The sequence below is a fragment of the Delftia sp. WSY_7 genome (genome assembly GCF_043104845.1).
Taxonomy (GTDB): Bacteria; Pseudomonadota; Gammaproteobacteria; order Burkholderiales; family Burkholderiaceae_C; genus Comamonas; species Comamonas tsuruhatensis.
The window spans coordinates 1,072,980-1,094,146 of record NZ_JBICLB010000034.1 but is presented as its reverse complement, the minus strand read 5'-3'; the positions used below and the strand labels follow the sequence as shown (position 1 = coordinate 1,094,146).

The 21,167-nt window shown below is 69.4% G+C and carries 17 protein-coding genes; 10 read left to right on the top strand and 7 right to left on the bottom strand.

Going from position 1 to position 21,167, the window contains the following annotated elements; all coding sequences use genetic code 11:
- The 8 genes from ACF8ME_RS19750 to ACF8ME_RS19715 form a co-directional block, all read left to right on the top strand.
- Positions 1–216: sensor histidine kinase KdpD (locus ACF8ME_RS19750; protein ID WP_169804696.1), on the top strand; the 216-nt coding region annotated here is incomplete at its 5' end.
- Between the two features lie 146 nt (positions 217–362).
- Positions 363–926: an RNA polymerase sigma factor gene (locus ACF8ME_RS19745; RefSeq protein ID WP_016449015.1), complete on the top strand. Its 564-nt coding sequence runs from the start codon at positions 363–365 to the stop codon at positions 924–926.
- Positions 923–1,987 (top strand): FecR family protein, encoded by a 1,065-nt coding sequence (locus ACF8ME_RS19740; RefSeq protein ID WP_392417909.1) that lies wholly within the window; start codon positions 923–925, stop codon positions 1,985–1,987. Before ACF8ME_RS19745 ends, ACF8ME_RS19740 begins: the two co-directional genes overlap by 4 nt.
- Positions 1,988–2,075: 88 nt before the next feature.
- Positions 2,076–4,457 (top strand): TonB-dependent siderophore receptor, encoded by a 2,382-nt coding sequence (locus ACF8ME_RS19735; protein WP_392417907.1) that lies wholly within the window; start codon positions 2,076–2,078, stop codon positions 4,455–4,457.
- Positions 4,458–4,641: 184 nt separating this feature from the next.
- Positions 4,642–5,829 (top strand): muconate cycloisomerase family protein, encoded by a 1,188-nt coding sequence (locus ACF8ME_RS19730; protein ID WP_392417905.1) that lies wholly within the window; start codon positions 4,642–4,644, stop codon positions 5,827–5,829.
- A 28-nt stretch (positions 5,830–5,857) separates the two neighbouring features.
- The gene (catC, locus tag ACF8ME_RS19725; RefSeq protein ID WP_012203794.1) at positions 5,858–6,136 is read left to right on the top strand and encodes a muconolactone Delta-isomerase; all 279 of its coding nucleotides are present in this window, start codon (positions 5,858–5,860) and stop codon (positions 6,134–6,136) included.
- 42 nt (positions 6,137–6,178) lie between these two features.
- The gene (locus tag ACF8ME_RS19720) at positions 6,179–7,171 is read left to right on the top strand and encodes a Bug family tripartite tricarboxylate transporter substrate binding protein (RefSeq protein WP_392417903.1); all 993 of its coding nucleotides are present in this window, start codon (positions 6,179–6,181) and stop codon (positions 7,169–7,171) included.
- Between the two features lie 144 nt (positions 7,172–7,315).
- Entirely contained in the window at positions 7,316–7,738 is a 423-nt protein-coding gene (locus ACF8ME_RS19715; protein WP_392417902.1) for a hypothetical protein, read from the top strand.
- A gap of 4 nt (positions 7,739–7,742) precedes the next feature.
- Here ACF8ME_RS19715 and ACF8ME_RS19710 read toward each other — a convergent pair whose 3' ends face one another.
- On the bottom strand, positions 7,743–8,699 hold the full coding sequence (locus ACF8ME_RS19710) for a DMT family transporter (RefSeq protein WP_392417900.1): 957 nt from the start codon (positions 8,697–8,699) through the stop codon (positions 7,743–7,745).
- A gap of 72 nt (positions 8,700–8,771) precedes the next feature.
- Between ACF8ME_RS19710 and ACF8ME_RS19705 the strand changes: the two genes are divergently transcribed.
- Positions 8,772–9,656 (top strand): LysR family transcriptional regulator, encoded by an 885-nt coding sequence (locus tag ACF8ME_RS19705; RefSeq protein ID WP_392417898.1) that lies wholly within the window; start codon positions 8,772–8,774, stop codon positions 9,654–9,656.
- Here the strand turns inward: ACF8ME_RS19705 and ACF8ME_RS19700 are convergent.
- The 3 genes from ACF8ME_RS19700 to ACF8ME_RS19690 are packed head-to-tail and all read right to left on the bottom strand — an operon-like array spanning position 9,653 to position 15,042.
- Complete coding sequence (locus tag ACF8ME_RS19700; RefSeq protein WP_013803888.1) at positions 9,653–9,895, bottom strand: formate dehydrogenase subunit delta; 243 nt, start codon at positions 9,893–9,895, stop codon at positions 9,653–9,655. The two genes, ACF8ME_RS19705 and ACF8ME_RS19700, sit on opposite strands and share 4 nt — an antisense overlap.
- Positions 9,895–12,831, bottom strand: coding sequence for a formate dehydrogenase subunit alpha (gene fdhF / locus ACF8ME_RS19695; protein WP_392412374.1), 2,937 nt, complete (start codon positions 12,829–12,831; stop codon positions 9,895–9,897). The genes ACF8ME_RS19700 and fdhF overlap by 1 nt, the downstream gene beginning before the upstream one ends.
- Positions 12,832–12,843: 12 nt before the next feature.
- Complete coding sequence (locus ACF8ME_RS19690; protein ID WP_392417896.1) at positions 12,844–15,042, bottom strand: formate dehydrogenase subunit gamma; 2,199 nt, start codon at positions 15,040–15,042, stop codon at positions 12,844–12,846.
- Between the two features lie 300 nt (positions 15,043–15,342).
- Here ACF8ME_RS19690 and ACF8ME_RS19685 point away from each other — a divergent pair, with 300 nt between their 5' ends.
- Complete coding sequence (locus ACF8ME_RS19685) at positions 15,343–15,786, top strand: MarR family winged helix-turn-helix transcriptional regulator (RefSeq protein ID WP_016449026.1); 444 nt, start codon at positions 15,343–15,345, stop codon at positions 15,784–15,786.
- Positions 15,787–15,878: 92 nt separating this feature from the next.
- Here the strand turns inward: ACF8ME_RS19685 and ACF8ME_RS19680 are convergent, their stop codons facing one another.
- From ACF8ME_RS19680 to ACF8ME_RS19670, 3 genes are all read right to left on the bottom strand, one after another.
- The gene (locus tag ACF8ME_RS19680; protein ID WP_061288248.1) at positions 15,879–17,195 is read right to left on the bottom strand and encodes an MFS transporter; all 1,317 of its coding nucleotides are present in this window, start codon (positions 17,193–17,195) and stop codon (positions 15,879–15,881) included.
- 353 nt (positions 17,196–17,548) lie between these two features.
- Complete coding sequence (locus ACF8ME_RS19675; RefSeq protein ID WP_392417894.1) at positions 17,549–20,548, bottom strand: c-type cytochrome; 3,000 nt, start codon at positions 20,546–20,548, stop codon at positions 17,549–17,551.
- Positions 20,545–21,102 (bottom strand): (2Fe-2S)-binding protein, encoded by a 558-nt coding sequence (locus ACF8ME_RS19670; protein ID WP_016454170.1) that lies wholly within the window; start codon positions 21,100–21,102, stop codon positions 20,545–20,547. Before ACF8ME_RS19670 ends, ACF8ME_RS19675 begins: the two co-directional genes overlap by 4 nt.
- Positions 21,103–21,167: the final 65 nt, after the last annotated feature.

Genomic DNA, 21,167 nt, shown 5'->3' with positions numbered 1-21,167 from the left:
CAGGAGCTGGACAAGATCTTCCAGCCCTTCGTGCAGTCCAGCAAGACCCGTAACGGCTCGGGCGGCACGGGCCTGGGGCTGGCCATCTGCCGCAAGATCATCGACGCCATGGACGGCACCATCGTGGCCAGCAACCGGCCCGAGGGCGGCTCGCTGTTTCGCATCACCCTTCCCTGCCGCAGCGCATCGGAGACGCGCCCGGCGGAGCTGCTGTAGCGGCACCGCCGGCCGGCGCGCCTGCGGCCGGCAAACGGGTGGTGAACAAGTGGCAAACGGGTGGCAACAAATGAGAAAAAGTCTCATTTAGAATGCCAGCACTTCGTCCCGCCCTGCCCGCCTGCCTTCCCTCCCCGCTTGCTTGTATGACACGCCATCCGACTCCTGCCGCCTGGCTGGGCCTGGACCTGCACTGGGCCTATGGCAGCCTGCTGCCCGCCATCTGGCGCAGCACGCGCTGCATCCACCGCGCGCAGGATGTGCTGCATGACGCCTTCGTGCGCTACGCCCTCAGCGGCCGGCACGAAGGCATCGCCCAGCCGCATGCCTACCTGCGCGTGGTGGCGCGCACCGTGCTGGCCGACCAGATGGCGCATGAGCGCCGCTTCGTGCCCCTGCCCGAGCTGGCAGGCGAGGCCGGCGCCGCGCAGCACCCGGTGGCACGCGCGGACGAAATCGCCTTGCAGGAAGCCTTCACGGCGCCTTCGGCCGAGATGCTGGCCGACCTGCAGCAGCGCCTGGGCGCCGTGCAGCGTGTCATCCAGGGATTGCCTGCGCGCTGCCGCGAGGTGTTCTGGCTGTGCAAGGTGGAAGGCCACTCCCAGCCCCAGATTGCCGCCATGCTGGGCATCAGCCTGAACATGGTGGAGCGCCACCTGATGCGCGCCCTGCTGGACCTGCGCGCCGCACGCGAGCTGCTCGCGCCATGAGCACGCCGCGCGAGGAAGCCGCGCGCTGGTTCATACGCATGCACCGGGATGCGGGAGCGCGGCCGGGCGCCGCCGATGCCGCTGCCTGGCGCCGCTGGATGGACGCCGACCCGCGCCACGCCGCCGAATACGCCGCCTTCGAGGCGCTGTGGCAGGACTTCGACTCCACGCCCCGCACCGAGGCCCTGGCCACGGCGGTGGACACCGCCGCACGCCAGCGCCGCAACACACGCAGCAACACGCGCCGCGCGATCATCACCCGCGGCGTGCTGGGCGTTGCCGGCCTGGGCACGGCGGGCCTGCTGGCATGGCGCGGCTGGCTTGAATGGCAGGACACCACCGTGTTCGCCCTGGCCCGCGACAGTGCGATTGGCGAACGCATCGTGCTGAACCTGCCCGACGCCAGCGTGCTGACCCTGGGACCGGCCAGCCGCATCGCCACGCGCTACACGCGCCGCCAGCGCGCCGTGGTGCTGGAGCGGGGCGAGGCCCTGTTCGACGTGGCCAGGGATGCAGACCGCCACTTCACCATCGACGCAGGCCAGGCGCGCATCACCGTGCTGGGCACGCGCTTCACCGTCAACCGCCTGCCGGGCCTGGTGCGGGTGGGCGTGGAGCATGGCACGGTGCGTTTGGCGGTGAAAGGTGCTGAAGGAGAACCGTTCTTGCTGCTGCAGGCCGGCGAAGTGGGGGAACTGCCGGACGAAAGCGCCGGTGCCGCACCCGGTGCCGATGGCGACCACGCCAGCCCCCGCCCCCGTCGCGTGCAGCGCGATGCGCGCGACAGCTTCTCGTCCATCGAACGCGGCCTCATCGTCTTCGACAGCGCCGGGCTGGGCGAGATCGCCGCCACGCTGTCGCGCTGGCGCCGCCAGCCCGTGCGTGCGGCCGTAGCCGACGGCACGGGCGGGCAGCGCATCACGGCCGCCGTGCAGCGCGCCGATGTGGAGAATTTCCTGGACGCGCTGCCGCGCATCGCCGCCGTGCGCGTGCAGGAGCGCGACGGCGCCACCTGGCTGGCCCCCCGCAGCACGGCGCCGGAAAAAATCCGGAAAAACTGAAAAAAAGCGGCCAACGCACATCAGGGATCCGGCGGGCTGCCCCGTCATACAGGCGAGCACAACCGATACCCAGGAGAACGTTCCCGCCATGCCCGCCCGCCCTCTTTCCCTTCGCCCGGCACGCGCCTGCCTGTCCCTGCTCGCCTGCGCGGCGGCACTGGCCTGCACGCCAGCCCTGGCCGCCCCTGCCGACATCGACCTGCCGGCCCAGCCGCTGGCCGACGCCATCAAGGCCCTGGCGCGCGCCACCGGCACCAGCATCGCGGCCGACAGCGCCCTGCTCGCAGGCAAGTCCGCGCCCGCCGTCCAGGGCCGCCTGGAGCCGGCCGAGGCACTGCAGCGCCTGCTGGCCGGTAGCGGCCTGCAAGCCTCTGCCCAGCCCCAGGGCGGCTGGCTGCTGCGCCCCGCCCCGGCGCGCCCGCAGACCGCGCTGGACGAAGTGCAGGTGACAGCCACGGCCCTGCGCGACGGCCGCACGGAAGGCACGGGCAGCTACCGGGCGCCCTATGCCAGCGCGGCCACCAAGATCGAGCTGACGGCCCGGGAGACGCCGCAGTCCGTATCCGTGATCTCGCGCGCACGGCTCGATGACCAGAACTTCGTGGAGCTCACCGAAGCCGCCAAGGTGGTGCCCGGCATCGTCGTGCGCCGGCAAAGCAGCACGGGCGGGCGCAGCGACATCCTCTCGCGCGGCTACCAGTCCTCCACCTACCAGCTGGACGGTCTCACCGTCAGCGGCAATCCGGCCACCCAGGAAACGCTGGACCTGGCCCTGTTCGACCGGGTCGAGGCCCTGCGCGGGCCGGCCGGGCTGTTCTCGGGCGCGGGCGAGCCCAGCGTCATGCTCAACCTGGTGCGCAAGCGCGCCCTGCCGGACTACCAGGGCCAGGGCGCCATCGGCCTGGGCTCGCGGGGCCGCAAGCGGGCCGAGGTGGATGTCACCGGAGCGCTGTCCGAAGATGGCCGCCTGCGTGGCCGGGTGGTGGCGCTGCACGAGAACTTCGGCAGCCCCGTGATGGCCATGGACGGCCACAAGCAGGCCCTGTACGGCACGGTGGAGCTGGACGTCACTTCCCAGAGCACGGTCTCGGTGGGCGCCACCTGGCAGCGCGGCCGGGGCAACTACGACACCGGCCTGCCCGCCCACGCCGACGGCAGGCTGGCCCCCATTCCGCGCGACGTGGCCATTGCCGCCGACTGGGGCCGCGCCGCGCCCGAATCGCTGGCCGGCTTCATCGAGTCGGAGACGCGGCTCGACGGCGGCGGCCTGTTCAAGCTGGCCGCCCGCCGTGTGCTGCGCCAGCAGCGCGACAAGTACATCAACGGCTACTCGGCCGTATCGGACACCGGCATCAGCCGCCTCACCCAGGCCCAGACCGTGGACCGCGACTACGCCGACACCACGGCCGACATCTACTACAGCACGCCCTGGCAATGGGCCGGGCAGACGCACCATTTCATCGCGGGCGCGGACTACCGCAGCTCCAACATGCACCTGCGCATGCTGCGCGGCGCCATGAACACGCCGGCCGACCTGTTCCACTACGACCCCTCCTCCATCCCCGAGCCCAGCTTCAAGCCCTTTGCCGACGACACTACGCGCACCAGCCTGCGCGGCGTCTACGGCCAGTTGCGCATCAAGCCCACGCAGGCCCTCACCCTGGTGGCGGGCGCGCGCAAGAGCTGGTGGAAGACAGAAACCTCGGATCGGCTGCAGAACACGCGCTCGGGCTACGAGGTCGATGGCCAGTTCACGCCCTTCGGCGCCGTGCTCTTCGATCTGAACGACAGCTGGACGCTCTACGCCAGCCAGTCGCGCATCTTCCAGCCGCAAAGCGGGCGCCTGGCCGGCGGCGGCCAGATCGCCCCGCGCGAGGGCCGGCAGGTGGAAGCCGGCATCAAGGGCAGCCTGCTGGACGGACGCCTGAATGCCACCGCCGCCGTCTACCGCATGCAGGACACCAACCGCGCGCTGGCCGACCCCGCCGATGCCGCCTTCGTCATCCCCGCAGGCAAGGTGCGCTCCGAAGGCTTCGAGGCCGAAGTGGTCGGATCGCTGTCGCCGCGCTGGGACGTGGCGGCCAGCTACGCCTACATGCGCTCCAAATACCTGCAGGGCACCGTCACGCAGACGGGCACCGACTTCAGCACCATGTCGCCGCGCCACAGCGTGAACCTGTGGGCGCGCTACCGCGTGGCCGGCCCCGTAGCCCAGGGGCTGGAGCTGGGCGCGGGCGTGCGCGCCGTCAGCGAGTTCTACGACACCCTGGGCACCGTGCGCTGGCGAGCGGGCGGCTACGGCGTCTGGTCCGTCTATGCCGCCTACCCGCTCACCCCCCAGGTCAAGCTGGCCGTGAACATCGACAACCTGTTCGACCGCGTCTACTGGGAGCGCGTGGGCACGGCCACGCGCAGCAACTACTACGGCCTGCCGCGCAGCATCATGGTCACGCTGCGCAGCAGTTTCTGATCCCGTCGCCACAGGGCGTGCGCAGCACAAGGCTGCCGCGCCCCCTGCCTGCCGCGCAGGCATTCAACACATCGACACCATCGAATGATTTCTCACAAATAATTCAATAGATCCACACAATGCATGGATTTACGCTTGTGTCCATTGCTGGCAGCCGCCGCCAGCCAGGACACCAGCCATTGCCATGCAAGACCGTTTTCTGATCGAGCGCATCGAGGCGCGGATCCTCGACATTCCCACCATCCGCCCGCACAAGCTGTCGTTCGGCTCCATCAGCCGGCAAAGCCCGGTGATCGTGCAGCTGTGGCTGCGCAACGGGGCCACGGGCTTTGGCGAGGCCGCCACCATCGGCGGCCCGTCGTGGAACGAGGAATCGCCCGAGAGCATCCACCATGCCATCGCCAACCACCTGGCGCCCAGCCTGATCGGCCAGGACGGCGCGCGCTTCGAGGCCTGCCTCTCGCGCATGGACCTGGCCTGCAAGGGCAATGCCTTTGCCAAGAGCGCCGTCGAGATCGCGCTGCTGGACGCCGTGGCGCGCAGCCTGCAGTTGCCCGTGTGGCAGTTGCTGGGCGGCAAGCAGCGCGACAGCCTGCCCCTGGCCTGGACGCTGGCCAGCGGCGACATCGAGCGCGACCTGGCCGAGGCCCATCTGCGCCTGGAACAAAAGCGCCACCGCATCTTCAAGATGAAGATCGGCGCGCGCACGCCCGAGGCCGACGTGGCCCATGTGAGCGAGATCGCGCGCGGCCTGCAGGGCCGCGCCACGCTGACCGTGGACGTGAACCAAGCCTGGGACGGCGCCACGGCGCGGCGCTTTCTGCCGCAGCTGATCGATGCCGGCGTGACCCTGATCGAGCAGCCCGTGGCCGGCTGGAACGTGCCCGCGCTGCGCGAGCTGACCGCCACGCTGCACGGCGCCCTGGTCATGGCCGACGAGAGCGTGTGCACGCCCTACGACGCCATGCGCCTGGCGCGCGAGCAGGCCAGCCATGTGTTCTCGCTCAAGGTGGCCAAGCACGGCGGCCTGCTGCGCACGCGCAAGGTGGCGGCCATTGCCCAGGCGGCCGATATCGGCTGGTACGGCGGCACCATGCTGGAGACCTCGATCGGCTCGGCCGCCTCGGCCCATGTCTTTGCCACGCTGGGCGGGCAGCACTACAACTGCGAGCTGTTCGGCCCCCAGCTGCTGGTGGACGACATCGTCACCGAGCGCATGGTCATCCGCGACTTCGAGCTGCAACTGCCCGACGGCCCCGGCCTGGGCGTGGAGATCGACCTGCAGCAACTCGCGCGTTTCGACCGCGCGCTGGCCGGCAGCCAGCCGCAGCACTTCGACATGGGGCAGGCCCGGACCGGGGCTGCGACCTGAATTCCTTTCATTCCTCCTGGAGACAAACATGCTTTACCTGGTCCGCATGGACGTGAAGATCCCCCACGACCTGCCCGCCGACGTGGCAGCCGAGATCAAGGCCCGCGAGAAGGCCTATTCCCAGCAGCTGCAGCACGACGGACGCTGGCCCCACATCTGGCGCGTGGTGGGCGAGTACGCCAACTACAGCGTGTTCGACGTGGCCTCCAACGACGAGCTGCACGAGCTGCTGCAGGGCCTGCCGCTGTTCCCCTACATGGACATCCAGGTCACGCCGCTGGCCCGCCATCCCTCGGCCATCGCCTGAGCACAGCCCAAACCAAGACCAAATTTTTCGGAGACAACTGAAGTGAATGTGAAACGCCGTTTTCTGACCGCCGCAGCCGCAGGCCTGTGCCTGTCCGCCGTGATGCCCGCCGCCCATGCGCAGGCACCCGAGGCCAACTGGCCCAGCAAGCCCATCCGCTGGATCGTGCCCTTCCCGCCGGGCGGCGCCATGGACGCCATTGCGCGCACCCTGGGCGAGAAGGCCGGCCGCACGCTGGGCCAGCCCTTCGTGATCGAGAACCGTCCCGGCGCCGGCGGCAACATCGGCGCCGACTTCGTGGCCAAGCAGCCCGGCGACGGCTACACGCTGATGATCACCTCCATCGGCATGGCCACCAACAAGCCGCTGTACCGCAAGCTCAGCTACGACCCGATCAAGGACTTCGCCCCCGTGGGCGTGCTGGCCGTGGTGCCCAACATCCTGGTCACCAACTCCACCCAGCCCAACGTCAAGAGCGTGGCCGACGTGGTGGCCGCCGCCAAGGCCTCGCCCAGCAAGCTGACCTATGCCTCGGCCGGCAACGGCACCTCCATCCACCTGGCGGGCGAAGTGTTCAACTCGCTGGCCGGCGTGGACATCCTGCACATCCCCTACAAGGGATCGGGCCCGGCGGTGTCCGACCTGCTGGGCGGACAGGTCAACTACATGTTCGACTCCATCACCTCGGCGCGCCCGCACATCCAGTCGGGCAAGCTGCGCGCCCTGGCCGTGACCACGGCCAAGCGTTCGTCCAGCATGCCCGACGTGCCCACCATGGAAGAGGCCGGCATCAAGGGCTACGAGGTCTCGCCCTGGTTCGCCGTCTTCATGCCCGCCAGCACGCCGCCGGCCATCGTCAAGAAGCTCAACCAGGTCTTCGTGGCCGAGATGAAGCAGCCCGACGTGCTCGAACGCTTCAAGGCCATCGGCGCCGAAGTCGTGGGCTCCACGCCCGAGGAAGCGGCCAGGCACCTGCAGGCCGAGTCCGTGCGCTGGACCAAGGTGATCACGGAGCGCAACATCAGCATGGACTGAGCCTGGACCGCCTCCGGTCGCCCGACAGGTTTTGATACGCTCGCCGGATCACACAACCAGGGGGACGGGATGGGCAAGCTCAGGAAATCACCATGCTGCGGCACACGGCCTTCTGAAGCGCACGGACGCTGAAGGAAGGCTGCCATGTTGTTGCGCATCCGCAAGGCCCTTGCGGCACGGTTCGAAGCCGTGGCCGAAATCGTGGGCCTGATCCTGTCCCTGGGCGGCGCGGCCGCAGCCAGCTTGCTGGGCAAGCTGGTGCTGGCCTTGATTCTGGGCACCATCGCCCTGGGCATTTTCTTCAGGCTGGCAGGACGCCGAAAGCGGTCCCAAGCCGGCCCATCGCAGCGCGAACCCGGCTGGCTTGCCGCCATGGCAGGCCTGCTGGCGTTCATCGAGATCGGCGTGCTGGTGGAGGCAGTCGATCTGCGCGTGCGCTTTCACCAGCCAGGGTTTGCCTTGCATCACTGGCTCATCGTTGCGGCAGCACTGCTCGCCGCATCCTGGCTCCAGTTGAAGCTGCTGCGCGCCGCGCGCAACGCCATCCGCGCCAGGCGGAGCACCTGACACGTCAACTGCGGACTGCCGCCTGCGCACCCTGCATGCGCGGGGCGGGCACCGGCCTGCGCCCCCAGTTCATCAGCGCCGTGCCGGCCACGGCCATGCCGCCGCCCAGCACGATGCTGGCATCGATGCTCTCGCCCAGCCACAGCGCCGACAGCGCCACGCCGATCACGGGCACCAGGGTGATGTAGCCCGAGGCCGCACCCGCGCCCAGCGCCTTGACGCCGTCGAAGTACCAGGCATAGGCAAGCGCCGTGGCGCCGAAGGCCAGGAAGGCCAGCGCGCCCCAGGCAGTGCCGTTGCCAAGCACGGCGGCCTGCAGACCGGCCGGCCCCTCGACCACCAGGCTGGCCACCAGCAGCATGGCCGCGCCCATGGTCGAGGTCACGGCCGTGGCCGACAGCGCATCCACGCCCGTGAGCAGCCAGCGGCCGATCAGGGTGTAGCTCACCCAGCACACCACGCAGCCCAGGATCAGCAGCTCGCCCGCGCCCACCGATCCCTGCAGCAGCGCCAGCGGCTGGCCGTGCGAGATCACCACCACGGCGCCGCAGGCCGCCAGCGCCATGCCCAGGGCAATGGTGCGGTTGAGCCGCTCGCCGAACAGCCAGACCGCCAGCGCCAGCGTGAGCACGGGGTTGAGCGTGATCACCAGGGCCGCCTTGCCGGCCGGCACATGCTGCAGCCCCATGAGGAAAAAGGCGGCATAGCCGAACACGCCCGTGGCGCCGGCGGCCGCCATGCCCAGCCAGCGTTTGGCACTCCATTGCCGCAGGCCCGCCATGCCACCGGCCCAGTACAGCCACGGCAGCAGCACGGCGGCGGCCAGCAGGAAGCGCAGGCTGGCGGCGGCCAGTGGCGGCATGTTCTGTGCCACCACGCGGCCCGCAGGCCAGGAAGCGCCCCACAGCAGGGCCATGCCGACAAGCCGCAGGTGGGGACCGAAGAAGCGTTGAAAATTCATGGCGCGTACTATGTGCTCATATCGATTCATAGACAAATGAGCGAATGCTCATGACCTGGACACCGTGATCCCATGACCTTCACCCAGCTCGAAGTGTTCGCGGCGCTGGCCCGCGCCGGCAGTTTCTCGCGCGCGGCCGCGCTGCTGGGCATTACCCAGAGCGCCGTCAGCCATGCCCTGCGCGCGCTGGAAGGCGAGCTGCAGGTGCAGTTGGTGCGGCGCGAAGGCCCTCACTCCCCGCTGACCGACGCAGGCACGCGGCTGCTGCAGCGCGCCAACGACATCCTCCAGCAAAAGGAGGCCTTGCGGCAGGAGGCCGATGCCGAGCGCGGCATGGCGCGCGGCACGCTGCGCGTGGCCTCGTTCGGCGCCACCTCTTCGCTGCGGCTGCTGCCCCCGCTGATCACCGAATACCGGCGCCGCCAGCCCGCCGTACTGGTGCAGATCGACGAGCAAAACGACGACACCGTGGTCAAGTGGCTGCTGGAGCGGCGCGTGGAGATCGGCTTCGTCGTGCTGCCCGACGAGCGCTTCGAGACCGTGCCCCTGGTCGAGGACGAACTGGTGGCGCTGCTGCCCGCCGCGCACCGGCTGGCGGCCCAGCGCAGCATCCGCGCCGCCGACCTGCAGGGCGAGGCCTTTGTGCGCACCTCGGCCGGGTCGGGCGCGCACATCGACCGCTTCCTGGCCGAGGCCGGCGCCCAGCCTGCGGCCATCTACCACTTCGAGCAGATGTCCTCCATGCAGGGCTTCGTGGCCCAGGGCCACGCCATTGCGATTGCCGCACGCCTGGCCGTGCCCGAGCAGGCGCCCGAAGGCATGGTCTACCGCAGCCTCGCGCCCCGCCAGCGCCGCGTCACTGGGCTGGCCGTGCGCAGCATGGAACGGCTGTCGCCGGCCGCTGCCGGCTTTGTGGCATTGGCGCGGGAGATGGCGAAGAAGAAGTGCTTTGGCTAAGCCTGCGCCGCCGACGGCAAGGTCAGCGGATGCAGCACCAGCGCCTCGCGCACGATGGGCTTGAGCGCCTGGGCCTCGTCGGGGCTGGCCAGCACGCGGGCCAGTTCGGCGCGCATGCGGGGCTCCCAGAATTTGCGGATGTGTTCGGCAATGCCCTGCAGGGCCTCGTCGCGCTCGGGCATGGCCTCGAAGAACTCGCCGATGCGGTTGGCCATGCGGACCAGGTTGGCGCTGTCCATCACTTGCCTCCCGCCACGGCCATGCTGCCTGCCTGCGCGGCTTGCAACAGGCCGATCTGCTCTTCGTGCATGCGCGCAAAGCCGCGCTGCCAGTCGGACGGCTGGGCGTGCTGGGGGACGGGCAGCACCTGCACGGCCGTGACCTTGTATTCGGGGCAGTTGGTGGCCCAGTCCGAGCTGTCGGTGGTGATGACGTTGGCGCCCGATTCGGGAAAGTGGAAGGTGGTGTAGACCACGCCGGGCTGTATGCGCTCGGTGACGGTGGCGCGCAGCACGGTCTCGCCCGCGCGGCTGGCGATGCCGACCCAGTCTCCGTCGCGTATGCCGCGGTCCTCGGCGTCATGCGGATGGATTTCCAGCCGGTCCTCGCTGTGCCAGTGGCTGTTGTGCGTGCGCCGGGTCTGGGCACCCACGTTGTACTGCGACAGGATGCGGCCCGTGGTCAGCAGCAGCGGAAAGCGCTGGGTGACCTTCTCGTCGGTGGCCACGTACTGGGTGATGATGAAGCGGCCCTTGCCGCGCACGAAGCGGTCCCTGTGCATGATGGAAGTGCCGGCCTCTTCGGTGCTGTCATTGCAGGGCCATTGCACGCTGCCCAGCCGGTCGATCTTGTCGTAGTTCACGCCTGCAAAGCTGGGCGTGAGCGCGGCGATCTCGGCCATGATTTCGCTCGGGTGCGTGTAGTGCATGGCGTAGCCCAGCGCATTGGCCAGCAGCTGGGTGACCTCCCAATCGGCATGGCCGGCCAGCGGCGCCATGACCTTGCGCACGCGCGAGATGCGGCGCTCGGCATTGGTGAAGGTGCCGTCCTTTTCGAGGAAAGAGGCGCCCGGCAGGAAGACATGGGCGTACTTGGCGGTTTCGTTGAGGAAGATGTCCTGCACCACCACGCATTCCATGGCCGAGAGCGCGGCCGTCACATGCTGGGTGTTGGGGTCGGACTGCACGATGTCCTCGCCCTCGCAGTACAGGCCCATGAAGCTGCCGGCCAGGGCCGCCTCGAACATGTTGGGAATGCGCAGGCCGGGCTCGGGGCTGAGCGCCACGCCCCAGGCCCCCTCGAACTCGGCGCGCACCGTGCTGTCCGAGATGTGGCGGTAGCCGGGCAGCTCATGCGGGAAGGAGCCCATGTCGCAGGAGCCCTGCACGTTGTTCTGGCCGCGCAGCGGGTTCACGCCCACGCCTTCGCGGCCCACGTTGCCCGTGGCCATGGCCAGGTTGGCAATGCCCATGACCATGGTCGAGCCCTGCGCATGCTCGGTCACGCCCAGGCCGTAGTAGATGGCCGCGTTGACGGGGCGGCCCGCTGGATGGTCCTCGGCGCCCAGCGCATACAGGCGCGCGGCGCCGCGCACGAGTTCGGGAGCGACCCCGGTGACCTCGGCCATGGCCTCGGGCGAGTTCTCGGGCCGGGCCACGAATTCCTTCCACTGCGCGAAGGACTTGGCATCGCAGCGCTCGGCGATGTAGTCCTCGGCCAGCCAGCCTTCGGTGACGATGACATGGGCCAGCGAGGTGATCATGGCCACGTTGGTGCCGGGCCGCAGTTGCAGGTGGTAGTCGGCGCGGATGTGGGGCGACTTGACGAGCTCGATCTCGCGCGGGTCGATGACGATGAGCTTGGCGCCCGCACGCCGGCCGTCGCCGCGCAGGCGCTTTTTCATGCGCGAGCCGAACACCGGGTGCGCGGCCGTGGGATTGGCGCCGATGACCATGACCACGTCCGTGTGCTCGATGGACTTGAAGGTCTGCGTGCCGGCCGAGGTGCCATAGGTCTGGCCCAGGCCATAGCCCGTGGGCGAGTGGCACACGCGCGCGCAGGTATCGACGTTGTTGTTGCCGAAGGCCGTGCGCACCAGCTTTTGCACCAGGTAGGCCTCTTCGTTGGTGCAGCGCGAGGAGGTGATGCCGCCAATGGAATCCTTGCCGTGCTTGGCCTGGATGCGGCGGAACTCGCGGGCCGTGTGGGCAATGGCCTCTTCCCAGCTCACTTCGCGCCAGGGGTCGGTGATCTTCGCGCGGACCATGGGCCGGGTGATGCGGTCCTTGTGCGTGGCATAGCCCCAGGCAAAGCGGCCCTTGACGCAGGCATGGCCCTCGTTGGCCTGGCCGTCCTTCCAGGGCACCATGCGCACGACCTGCTCGCCCTTCATCTCGGCCTTGAAGCCGCAGCCCACGCCGCAGTAGGCGCAGGTGGTGATGGCGCTGTGCCCGGCCTGGCCCAGCTCGGTCACGGTCTTTTCCTGCAGCGTGGCCGTGGGGCAGGCCTGCACGCAGGCGCCGCAGCTGACGCAGTCGCTGTCCATGAAGCTGCCGCCCTGCCCCGCCGTGACGCGCGAGTCGAACCCCCGGCCCGAGATGGTCAGCGCAAAGGTGCCCTGCGTCTCCTCGCAGGCGCGCACGCAGCGGTTGCAGACGATGCACTTGCTGGGGTCGTAGCTGAAGTACGGGTTGGAGTCATCGACCTCGGCGCGCGCCTGGCCCTTGAAATGGTTGGCGCCGTCGAAGCCGTAGCGCACCTCGCGCAGGCCCACGGTGCCGGCCATGTCCTGCAGTTCGCAGTCGCCGTTGGCGCTGCAGGTCAGGCAGTCCAGCGGATGGTCGGAGATGTACAGCTCCATCACGCCGCGGCGCAGCTCCTGCAGTTGCGGGCTTTGCGTGCGCACCTTCATGCCCGGCTCGGCCGGCGTGGTGCACGAGGCCGGAAAGCCCTTGCGGCCTTCGATCTGCACCAGGCACAGGCGGCAGGAGCCGAAGGGCTCCAGGCTGTCGGTGGCGCACAGCTTGGGCACGCTGACGCCGCCTTCCATGGCAGCGCGCATCAGCGAGGTGCCCTCGGGAACGCAGACCTCGCGTCCGTCGATCTCCAGGGTGATCAGGCGTTCGGACGGGCTGGCGGGTGTGCCCCAGTCGGCTTGCTTCAAATGGTCGAGCATGGTGTTCTCCGGTCAGGCAGCCGCTGCGGCCGTGGTGGACTCGATGCCGAAGTCCTGGGGGTAGTGGGTCAGCGCCGAGCGCACGGGATACGGCGTCATCCCGCCCATGGCGCACATGGAGCCGTGCTGCATGGTGTCGCACAGGTTCTCCAGCAGGGCCACCTGGCTGGCGTGGGCGGCAGGGTCGCTGCCGGCGCGCACGATGCGGTCGATGACCTCCACGCCGCGCGTGGAGCCGATGCGGCAGGGCGTGCACTTGCCGCAGGACTCGATGGCGCAGAACTCCATGGCGTAGCGCGCCAGCTGCGCCATGTCGGCCGTGTCGTCATGCACGACGATGCCGCCGTGCCCCACCACGTTGCCCTTGGCGGCATAGGCCTCGTAGTCCAGCGGCGCATCCCAGTCGGCCGGCGCCACATAGCTGCCCAGCGGGCCGCCCACCTGCACGGCCTTGACGGTGCGGCCGGTGGCCGTGCCGCCGCCGAAGTCTTCCACCAGCTCGCGCAGGCTCAGGCCGAAGGCCTTTTCCACCAGGCCGCCGCGCGCGATGTTGCCGGCCAGCTGGAACGGCAGCGTGCCGCGCGAGCGGCCCATGCCGAAGCCCTGGTAGAAGGCCGCGCCGCGCGCCAGGATCAGCGGCACCGTGGCCAGCGTGATCACGTTGTTGATCACCGTGGGCCGGCCCCACAGCCCCGCTATGGCCGGCAGCGGCGGCTTGGCGCGCACAATGCCGCGCCGCCCCTCGATGCTCTCCAGCATGGCCGTTTCCTCGCCGCAGACATAGCTGCCCGCGCCCTTGCGCACCTCCATGTGGAAGGCCCGTCCGCTGCCGGCCACGTCGCGGCCCAGCCAGCCTGCGGCCTCGGCACGCGCAATGGCTTCGCGCAGGGTGGCGATGGCATGCGGATACTCGCTGCGCACATAGACCAGGCCCTGCGTGGCGCCCACGGCCAGGCCAGCGATGGCCATGCCTTCGATCAGTGTGTAGGGATCGCCTTCCATCAGCAGCCGGTCGGCGAAGGTGCCCGAGTCGCCCTCGTCGGCGTTGCAGGCAATGTACTTTTGCGGCCCCGCTGCGGCGGCCACGGTCTTCCACTTGATGCCGGCCGGGAACGCCGCACCGCCACGGCCGCGCAGGCCCGAATCCAGCACCTCCTGCACGATGGCTGCGGGCTCCATGCGCGCCGCGCGCTCCAGCCCCTGCCAGCCGCCATGGGCTGCATAGTCGGCCAGGTTCAGCGGATCGATGACGCCCACGCGCGCAAAGGTCAGGCGCTCCTGGCGCGCCAGGTAGGCAATGGCCTCGGTCAGTCCATGGCACAGCACATGGCTGCCGCCCTGCAGCATTCCGGCATCGATCAGGCCCGGCACCGCATCGGCCGTGACCGGGCCGTAGGCCACGCGGCCTTCGGGCGTCTCGACTTCCACCAGGGTCTCCAGCCACAGCAGGCCGCGCGAGCCGTTGCGCACGATCTGCACCGCAAGGCCGCGCGCCGCGCACTCGCGCTGCAGGGCGCCGGCCACGGCGTCAGCGCCCACGGCCAGCGCGGCGGCATCGCGGGGCACATAGACGCGCACGCCGGGGCCTGCCCCTGCCCCTGCCCCTGCCTCTGCCCCTGCCTCTGCCCCGGCATGCGCAGGCTGGGCCACCGGCTCGCCGGCCTGCTCCGGCTGGCGGCATTGCGCGATGAGTGCATCCAGGCCGTTGGCCGTGACATGCGCATGGGGCTGGCCATCGAGCATCAAGGCAGGCGATGACGCGCACAGGCCCAGGCAGTAGACCGGCTCCAGCGTGACGGCGCCATCGGCACTGGCTCCATGCCCATGCCCACTCGATCCGCAGCCCAGCGCCTGGCCTGCGTGGGCCAGCAGCGCGTCGGCACCGCGCGACTGGCAGGCCTCGGCGCGGCAGACCTGCAGCACATGGCGGCCCGCTGGCGTGCTGCGGAAATGGGGGTAGTAGGAGATGACGCCATGCACCTCGGCACGCGAGAGGTTCAGCGCATCGGCGATGCGCGGCACGGCGGCTTCGGGGATATGGCCCAGCATGTCCTTCACGGCGTGCAGCAACTCGATCAGGGGGCCGGGGCGCCGGGCATGGACGGCAATGGCGTGCTCGACGGCTTCGCGCTCATGGGCGCCGAGTGCGCTGTCGGCAGCAGCGGCATTGAGGACGGCGATGGGAATGATCTTCCCTTGTGTGGCTGGCATGGGTGTCCCTGCTGGCTTTCGTTGTGGGGAGCGGCGCGGTCCGGTCCGCTGGCGCTTTGTCTCTGATGCCCATTTCAAGGCCTGCCGGGCAAGCCGTCAAATTCAAACGGATGATTGCGCCATTCAATCGGCAAATGAGCCGCCGGGCAGTGCTGCGCCTGCTGCCCCAGGTCTTGCGGATGCCGCAGCCAGCGCGGGTTTGCGCCACTTGGCAAATGCGCCCGGCTTGTCGCAAATCACACGGTATTTGGTGTGAATTTTGATAAGCTCACGCGCACCATGAACCACCCGCCATCAGCCATGACGCCACAGGATGGCTATCATTTTTCAGACCAGATCGGCCACCTGCTGCGGCGTGTCTATCAGCGCCACACTGCACTCTTCCAGCAATACATTCCCGACTCGCAGCTCACCGCCGCGCAATTCGTGGTGCTGTGCTCCGTGCGCGACAACAGCGGCAGCTCGCTGGCCGACATCGTCAAGGCCACCGTGATCGACCAGGCAACCATCCGCGGCGTGGTGGACCGGCTCAAGCAGCGCGAACTGGTGCAGGTGGACCATGACCGCATCGACCGCCGCAAGGTCGTCATCAACCTCACCGAGGCCGGCCAGGACCTGGTGCGCGACATGGAGCCCTTCGCCAAGCAGATCACCGAAAGCACCTACGGCAAGCTCAATCCGGCCGAGCGCCTGGCGCTGGATTTTTTGCTCAAGAAGATGCTGGAAGGTGGCGAGGCGGATTGAGCCCTTGCAGCCTCCCCCCAAAAAAAAGGCCAGAAGGACAAATCCTTCTGGCCTTTTTGCTGAGCCGACCTTTCAGTCAGCTCAGGCCGTCATCAATCCAGCGCCCGGTTGCGCGATTCCACATCCACGGCCCAGATCGACAGGGCGCCGCCCACCAGCATGGCAGACAGCACGGCCAGCGCCAGGGTGAAGTGGGTGGCCATGATGGGCGCAATGATGGCCGGGGCGAACAGGCCGCCGAAGCGCGCCACGGCGCCGGCCATGCCCATGCCGCTGGCACGCAGGTCGGTAGGGTAGACCTCGGGGGTGAAGGCATACAGCGCGCCCCAGGTGCCCAGCAGCGAGAAGCTCATCAGCAGGGTGGAGCCGATGACCACGAAGGGCGACGAGCCCAGGCTGTAGAACATGCAGCCGACGGCGCTGAGCAGCAAAAAGCCGATCAGCGTGGGCTTGCGGCCCCAGCGCTCCACGCCATAGGCCGACAGCGCAAAGCCGGGCAGTTGCACCAGGGCCAGCACCACCAGGAAGACCTGGCCGCGCATGAAGGCGAAGCCCTCGCTGCTGAGCTTGACGGGCAGGTAGACGAAGACACCGTAGTAGGCGATGGAGATCAGCGCCCAGGCCAGGAACAGCGAGAGGCTGCGGCGGCGCAGGCCGCCGTTGAACAGCGCGAGGATGGACTTGCGCTCCTGCTTTTCAGGCTGCAGGGCGGGGATTTCCGCGTTGGTGCCGTTGACCTTGGCCACCCGCTGCAGCACCTTGCGCGCCTCTTCGGACTTGCCGTTGCGGTTGAGGAACATGGGCGACTCGGGGATGTAGAAGCGCAGCACCACGCCGATCAGCGCCGGCAGTCCGGTCACGAAGAAGATCACGCGCCAGGCATCGTCACCCCAGGACACGGCCACCAGCGCCAGGATGGCCAGGAAGATGGTGCCCACGGCCCAGAACGATTCCAGCAGCACCAGCCAGCGGCCGCGGCGGTCGCTGGGCAGGAACTCGGCCATCATGGTGTAGTCCACGGGCAGCGTGCCGCCCACGCCGATGCCGGTGATGAAGCGCAGCACCAGCAGCCAGGCGAACTCGGGCGCAAAGGCCGAGGCCACGCCCGCGAAGGCATCGATCACCACGGCCATCATCAGCACCGGGCGGCGCCCGATGCGGTCGGCCAGGCGGCCGAAGACGAAGGCACCGATCAGCATGCCGATGAAGAAGAAGGTGCCGGTCTGCAGCGCCTCGGGCACGGTCTTGCCGAAGGTCTTGGCAATGGACGGCGCGCTGAAGCCGATGGACAGCACCTGCATGGCGTCGGCCAGCCAGACCAGCCCGAAGATGACGAACAGCCGATATTGGAACTTGCCGACACCCGCTGTCTGGATGCCTTTTTCCACCGAAATGTATGTAGATGACATGCAGGGACTCCTTTTCTAGCCATCGCAATTGTTGAATCTGTCTTTTCCCAGGCAAGGCCGTTCAGCTTGTGTTGCCGTCTCCTGCCGTGCCTTCCACCCTTCACACATCCGGAGCGAACCGCTCCCTCGGCGCCATCTCCATGGCCCGATGGAAAATTTCCGGATGTCGGTCTCTGCATCCGGGCGATGGGCGCATTGCGGACAGGCTGCACATCGACAGCGCCGTCCGTTGTTGCCCATCACCCGTCCCCAGCATCAGATGTCAGGACCCAGGCCCTGGAGAAATTCCAGGGCAAGGTGTCCATATCCGCGGCATCGCCCATGCCGCCGCCCATTGCTGCCCATTGCCGCCCTCAGTGCGCATGCGCCTGTGCCTGCATGCGCAGCCGGTTAATCGTCTTCGTGTCGTCTGGCCAAGCTTTTTCCTCCGGTGCAAATCGTTCGCGCAAATATCCGAGCAGGTCCGCGATCTGCCTGTCGTCCAGGCTGTCCCCGAAGCCGGGCATGTAGCCCAGCGCATCGTCGGCCGGTGCCTGTATGCCGTTCAGGATCACCTGGACCAGGTTGTCGGGGCTGGCCGCATGCAGGTTGGTGTTCAGGGCCAGCTGCGGCTTGACGCCGAACAATGTGGGACCGCTGCCCGCCTCATGGCAGACCGCGCAGGCGTTCTGGTAGATGCGCTCGCCATTGGCGTGGCGGTCCAGGGCCCTGGCAGGTGGCGCCGCAGGCGCCGCCGCCTGCACGGCGGCCGGCGCCGGTGCCGGCATGGCCGGGGCGGCCTGGGCGGCCTGTGGTGCCTGTGGGGCCTGGCCCGGCAACTCCATCAGATAGGTGGCCATGGCGCGCACATCGGCTTCGGGCAACTGGGCCAGGCCGTGGATGACGGGCGCCATGGGGCCGGCCGCCACGCCGTGGCGGGCCGAGAAGCCGGTGCGCAGGTACTGGTACAGCTCCTCGCGGCTCCAGGGCAGCTTGCCGCCGGCCAGTTGATTGAGCGCGGGCGCCGTCCAGCCTTCGGCCTCGCCGCCGCCCAGGTAGTGGATGCCGGTCTTTTCGGCACCCAGCGCATTGCGCGGCGAGTGGCAGGCCGCGCAGTGGCCCGCGCCTTCGACCAGGTAGGCGCCCCGGTTCCATTCGGCGCTGCGCGCGGGGTCGGCCTTGAACGGCGTGGCGTCGTGGAACAGCAGGTTCCAGCCCGCCATGGCCGGGCGCAGGTTGTAGGGGAAGGCCAGCTGCGTCTCGGGCGCCTTGGCCTTCACGGCGGGCTGGGACATCAGGTAGCCGTAGAGGGCCTGCAGGTCGCCATCGCTGAGCTTGGCGAAGGCCGTGTACGGAAAGGCCGGATACAGCTGGCGCCCGTCCTGGTGGATGCCGTGGCGCATGGCGCGCTCGAAGGCCGCGTAGGACCAGCGGCCGATGCCGGTTTCGTTGTCGGGTGTGATGTTGGTGGAGTAGATGGTGCCGAACGGCGTCTCCAGCCCGAAGCCGCCGGCATTGGCCGCGCCGCCCGGGGCCGTGTGGCAGACCACGCAGTCGCCCGCAGCCGCCACCAGGCGGCCGCGCTCCAGGGCCTGCGGCGAGTACAGGGAAACGTCGGGCCCGTCGGTCAGCGGCAGGGCCGGCTTCAGCGGCCAGGCCATGGCCGCCATGCCGGCAAGGCCTGCGGCGCCTGCGGCCAGCCAGCCCCAGCCACGGCCAGGCCGCGCCGCACCGGGCTTGCCGGCACCCTCGCCCGCCAGGGCCAGGCGCAGCTGCTCGGGCTGGAAGGGCACTTCGCGCAGGCGCACGCCTGTCGCATGGTGAATGGCGTTGGCAATGGCGGCGGCGGCGGGCAGCGTGGCCACGCCATCCAGCGCCAGATTGCCCTGGCGGATGACCGCGACATCGCCGGGCACATGTTGCGCCAGGTCGGAGCCGGGCTTGGCGATCACATCGAAAGAAGCAGCGGAGGCTGTGGCCCCTGCCCAGTCGTCAAAAGCGGGCGCCGTGCCCAGCAGCCGGCGCGCATCGGCCAGCAGTTGCGGGTCCTGCTGGACGATCTCGGGCCGCGTGCTGGCGGCCTGCGCCGCTTGCAGGCTGCGGCTGTCATGGCCGGCCACGACGCGGGTCACTTCGATCTCGCCCGTTTGCGGGTGCACGGCCACCTCGGCCACCCAGGCGCTCCAGGCATGGAGGTCGGCGCCCTGCGCATCCAGGGTCTGCAGCTGGGCGGTGGCAAAGCCCCGGCCCAGCAGGCGGCCATCGGCACCTTGGTGGGACGGTGCCTGCTGCGATGCCTGCGCACGCTCGGCCACCTGCCGGGCCAGATCGCGCACCGGGCCTTCGGGCAGGTGCTGCAGCCGCCATTGCAGCGGATCACGGCCCTGGTCCAGCGCCTGCTCATGCCAGTGGCTTTCGCGGGCAAAGACCTGGGCGGCATTCAGATCATCAACGCCGGCATGCCGCAGGCTGGCGGCCAGCCTGCGCTCTTGCACTTCGCCGGCATCGAGCACGGTGGCCAGGGCCGCGGCGCGCGCCAGCTCGGGCTGGCTCAACAGGCGCGCCATGCTGGGGCGCACGGCCCAGGGCGTGTCGGACAGCAGCAGGTCTGGCTGCGGCGATGCATTGCCCGGCTGAGGCTGCACCACCGTGTCGGCCTCAAGCCCTTGCGAAGGCTGCGCATCCACGCGCAGCACCAGCTCCCGGCTGTCTGCGCTGCCCGCAGCAGTCCAGGCCTCGCAGGCCACGCTGACAGGCCGGCCCACGGCCTGGGACAGCAGGGCCGCATCGGCCGCTGCGTCCATGAGATCCAGCACATGCGGGGTGCCGGCCGCCGTGGCCGTCAGGCTGAACAGCCGCAGCGCGGACTCGGGGCATTGCAGCAATGCGGCCAGTTCACGGCCGATCATCTGCCGCACATCCGCGTCACAGGGCGGCAGCCAGACGCTGGCATGGCCGTCCAGGCACCACACGGCTGCGCGTGCGGCACCTTCGCAAGACGCGGGCGCCGCCATGCGCCAGACATAGCGGCCGGCATCGGGCAGGTCGGCCTTGTCGGCCTTGTCAGCCTTGTCGGCTCTGTCGGCAGCACGGGGCGCGCTGGCGGCCCTGGCTTCCTGCCGGTCATCCCAGGCAGGGGCCAGGCTGGCAGCGGCCTGCCGGGCATGGACAGGCGCCACGGCCACCACGCCCAGAAAATGCCCGCGCTGCACCGCGGCCACCACGCCAGCCATGGCCTGGGCGTCCTGCAGCCGTGCATGCAGGGGCACGCTGCCCCGGTAGCGCAGACCGTCCCAGGCCGCAACGGGCGGGCGCAGCGCCAGGCCGTGCAGCAGGTCGGAAGGCAGGGCGGGGGTGTGGCCGGCCGGGCTCATGGCTGGACCTCGCCCGCGCTGGAAGATGGAAAACCGGGGGGCGCCTGCAGCGCTGCGCGTTGCGCACGCAGCTGCACGGCGCGCAGGGCGGCCTGCATGATTTCCACATGCGTGCCGCAGCGGCACAGGTTGTGGTGCAGCTCGTTGCGCAGCTCCTGCTCGGTGGGATTGGGGTTGCGGCGCAGCAGGGCCTCCACCGTCATGATCATGCCGTTGAGGCAGTAGCCGCACTGGGCCGCCTGGCAGTCGATGAAGGCCTGCTGCGTGGGGCCGGGGCACTGGCGCGAGCCCAGGCCTTCCAGCGTGGTGACCTCGCGGCCCACGGCCGCCCGCACGGGGATCACGCAGGAACGCGCGGCCACGCCATCGATCAGCACCGTGCAGGCGCCGCATTCGCCCAGGCCGCAGCCGTACTTGGGCCCGTTCAGCTCCAGGTCATTGCGCAGCACATGCAGCAGCGCCGTCCCGGGCGCTGCCGGCACCTCGCATGCGCGTGCATTGACCTGCAGGCGGATGGGGCTGGGTGTACTGCTTGGATGGACTGGGGTTCCCATGGGACGAGGCTCTTGCAACTTGGATGCGGTTCAGGATGTCGGCGTTCTGCGGCCGGACAGGAGGG

What these genes read in the sequence shown, in the direction of transcription:
- ACF8ME_RS19715 (WP_392417902.1), top strand. Translation starts at nt 7,316, where the DNA reads ATGTTGTTGCGCATCCGCAAGGCCCTTGCGGCACGGTTCGAAGCCGTG.
- ACF8ME_RS19705 (WP_392417898.1), top strand. Translation starts at nt 8,772, where the DNA reads ATGACCTTCACCCAGCTCGAAGTGTTCGCGGCGCTGGCCCGCGCCGGC.
- ACF8ME_RS19670 (WP_016454170.1), bottom strand. Translation starts at nt 21,102, where the DNA reads ATGGGAACCCCAGTCCATCCAAGCAGTACACCCAGCCCCATCCGCCTG.
- ACF8ME_RS19740 (WP_392417909.1), top strand. Translation starts at nt 923, where the DNA reads ATGAGCACGCCGCGCGAGGAAGCCGCGCGCTGGTTCATACGCATGCAC.
- ACF8ME_RS19735 (WP_392417907.1), top strand. Translation starts at nt 2,076, where the DNA reads ATGCCCGCCCGCCCTCTTTCCCTTCGCCCGGCACGCGCCTGCCTGTCC.
- ACF8ME_RS19685 (WP_016449026.1), top strand. Translation starts at nt 15,343, where the DNA reads ATGACGCCACAGGATGGCTATCATTTTTCAGACCAGATCGGCCACCTG.
- ACF8ME_RS19700 (WP_013803888.1), bottom strand. Translation starts at nt 9,895, where the DNA reads ATGGACAGCGCCAACCTGGTCCGCATGGCCAACCGCATCGGCGAGTTC.
- ACF8ME_RS19710 (WP_392417900.1), bottom strand. Translation starts at nt 8,699, where the DNA reads ATGAATTTTCAACGCTTCTTCGGTCCCCACCTGCGGCTTGTCGGCATG.
- catC (WP_012203794.1), top strand. Translation starts at nt 5,858, where the DNA reads ATGCTTTACCTGGTCCGCATGGACGTGAAGATCCCCCACGACCTGCCC.
- ACF8ME_RS19690 (WP_392417896.1), bottom strand. Translation starts at nt 15,042, where the DNA reads ATGCCAGCCACACAAGGGAAGATCATTCCCATCGCCGTCCTCAATGCC.
- ACF8ME_RS19675 (WP_392417894.1), bottom strand. Translation starts at nt 20,548, where the DNA reads ATGAGCCCGGCCGGCCACACCCCCGCCCTGCCTTCCGACCTGCTGCAC.
- ACF8ME_RS19680 (WP_061288248.1), bottom strand. Translation starts at nt 17,195, where the DNA reads ATGTCATCTACATACATTTCGGTGGAAAAAGGCATCCAGACAGCGGGT.
- ACF8ME_RS19745 (WP_016449015.1), top strand. Translation starts at nt 363, where the DNA reads ATGACACGCCATCCGACTCCTGCCGCCTGGCTGGGCCTGGACCTGCAC.
- ACF8ME_RS19730 (WP_392417905.1), top strand. Translation starts at nt 4,642, where the DNA reads ATGCAAGACCGTTTTCTGATCGAGCGCATCGAGGCGCGGATCCTCGAC.
- fdhF (WP_392412374.1), bottom strand. Translation starts at nt 12,831, where the DNA reads ATGCTCGACCATTTGAAGCAAGCCGACTGGGGCACACCCGCCAGCCCG.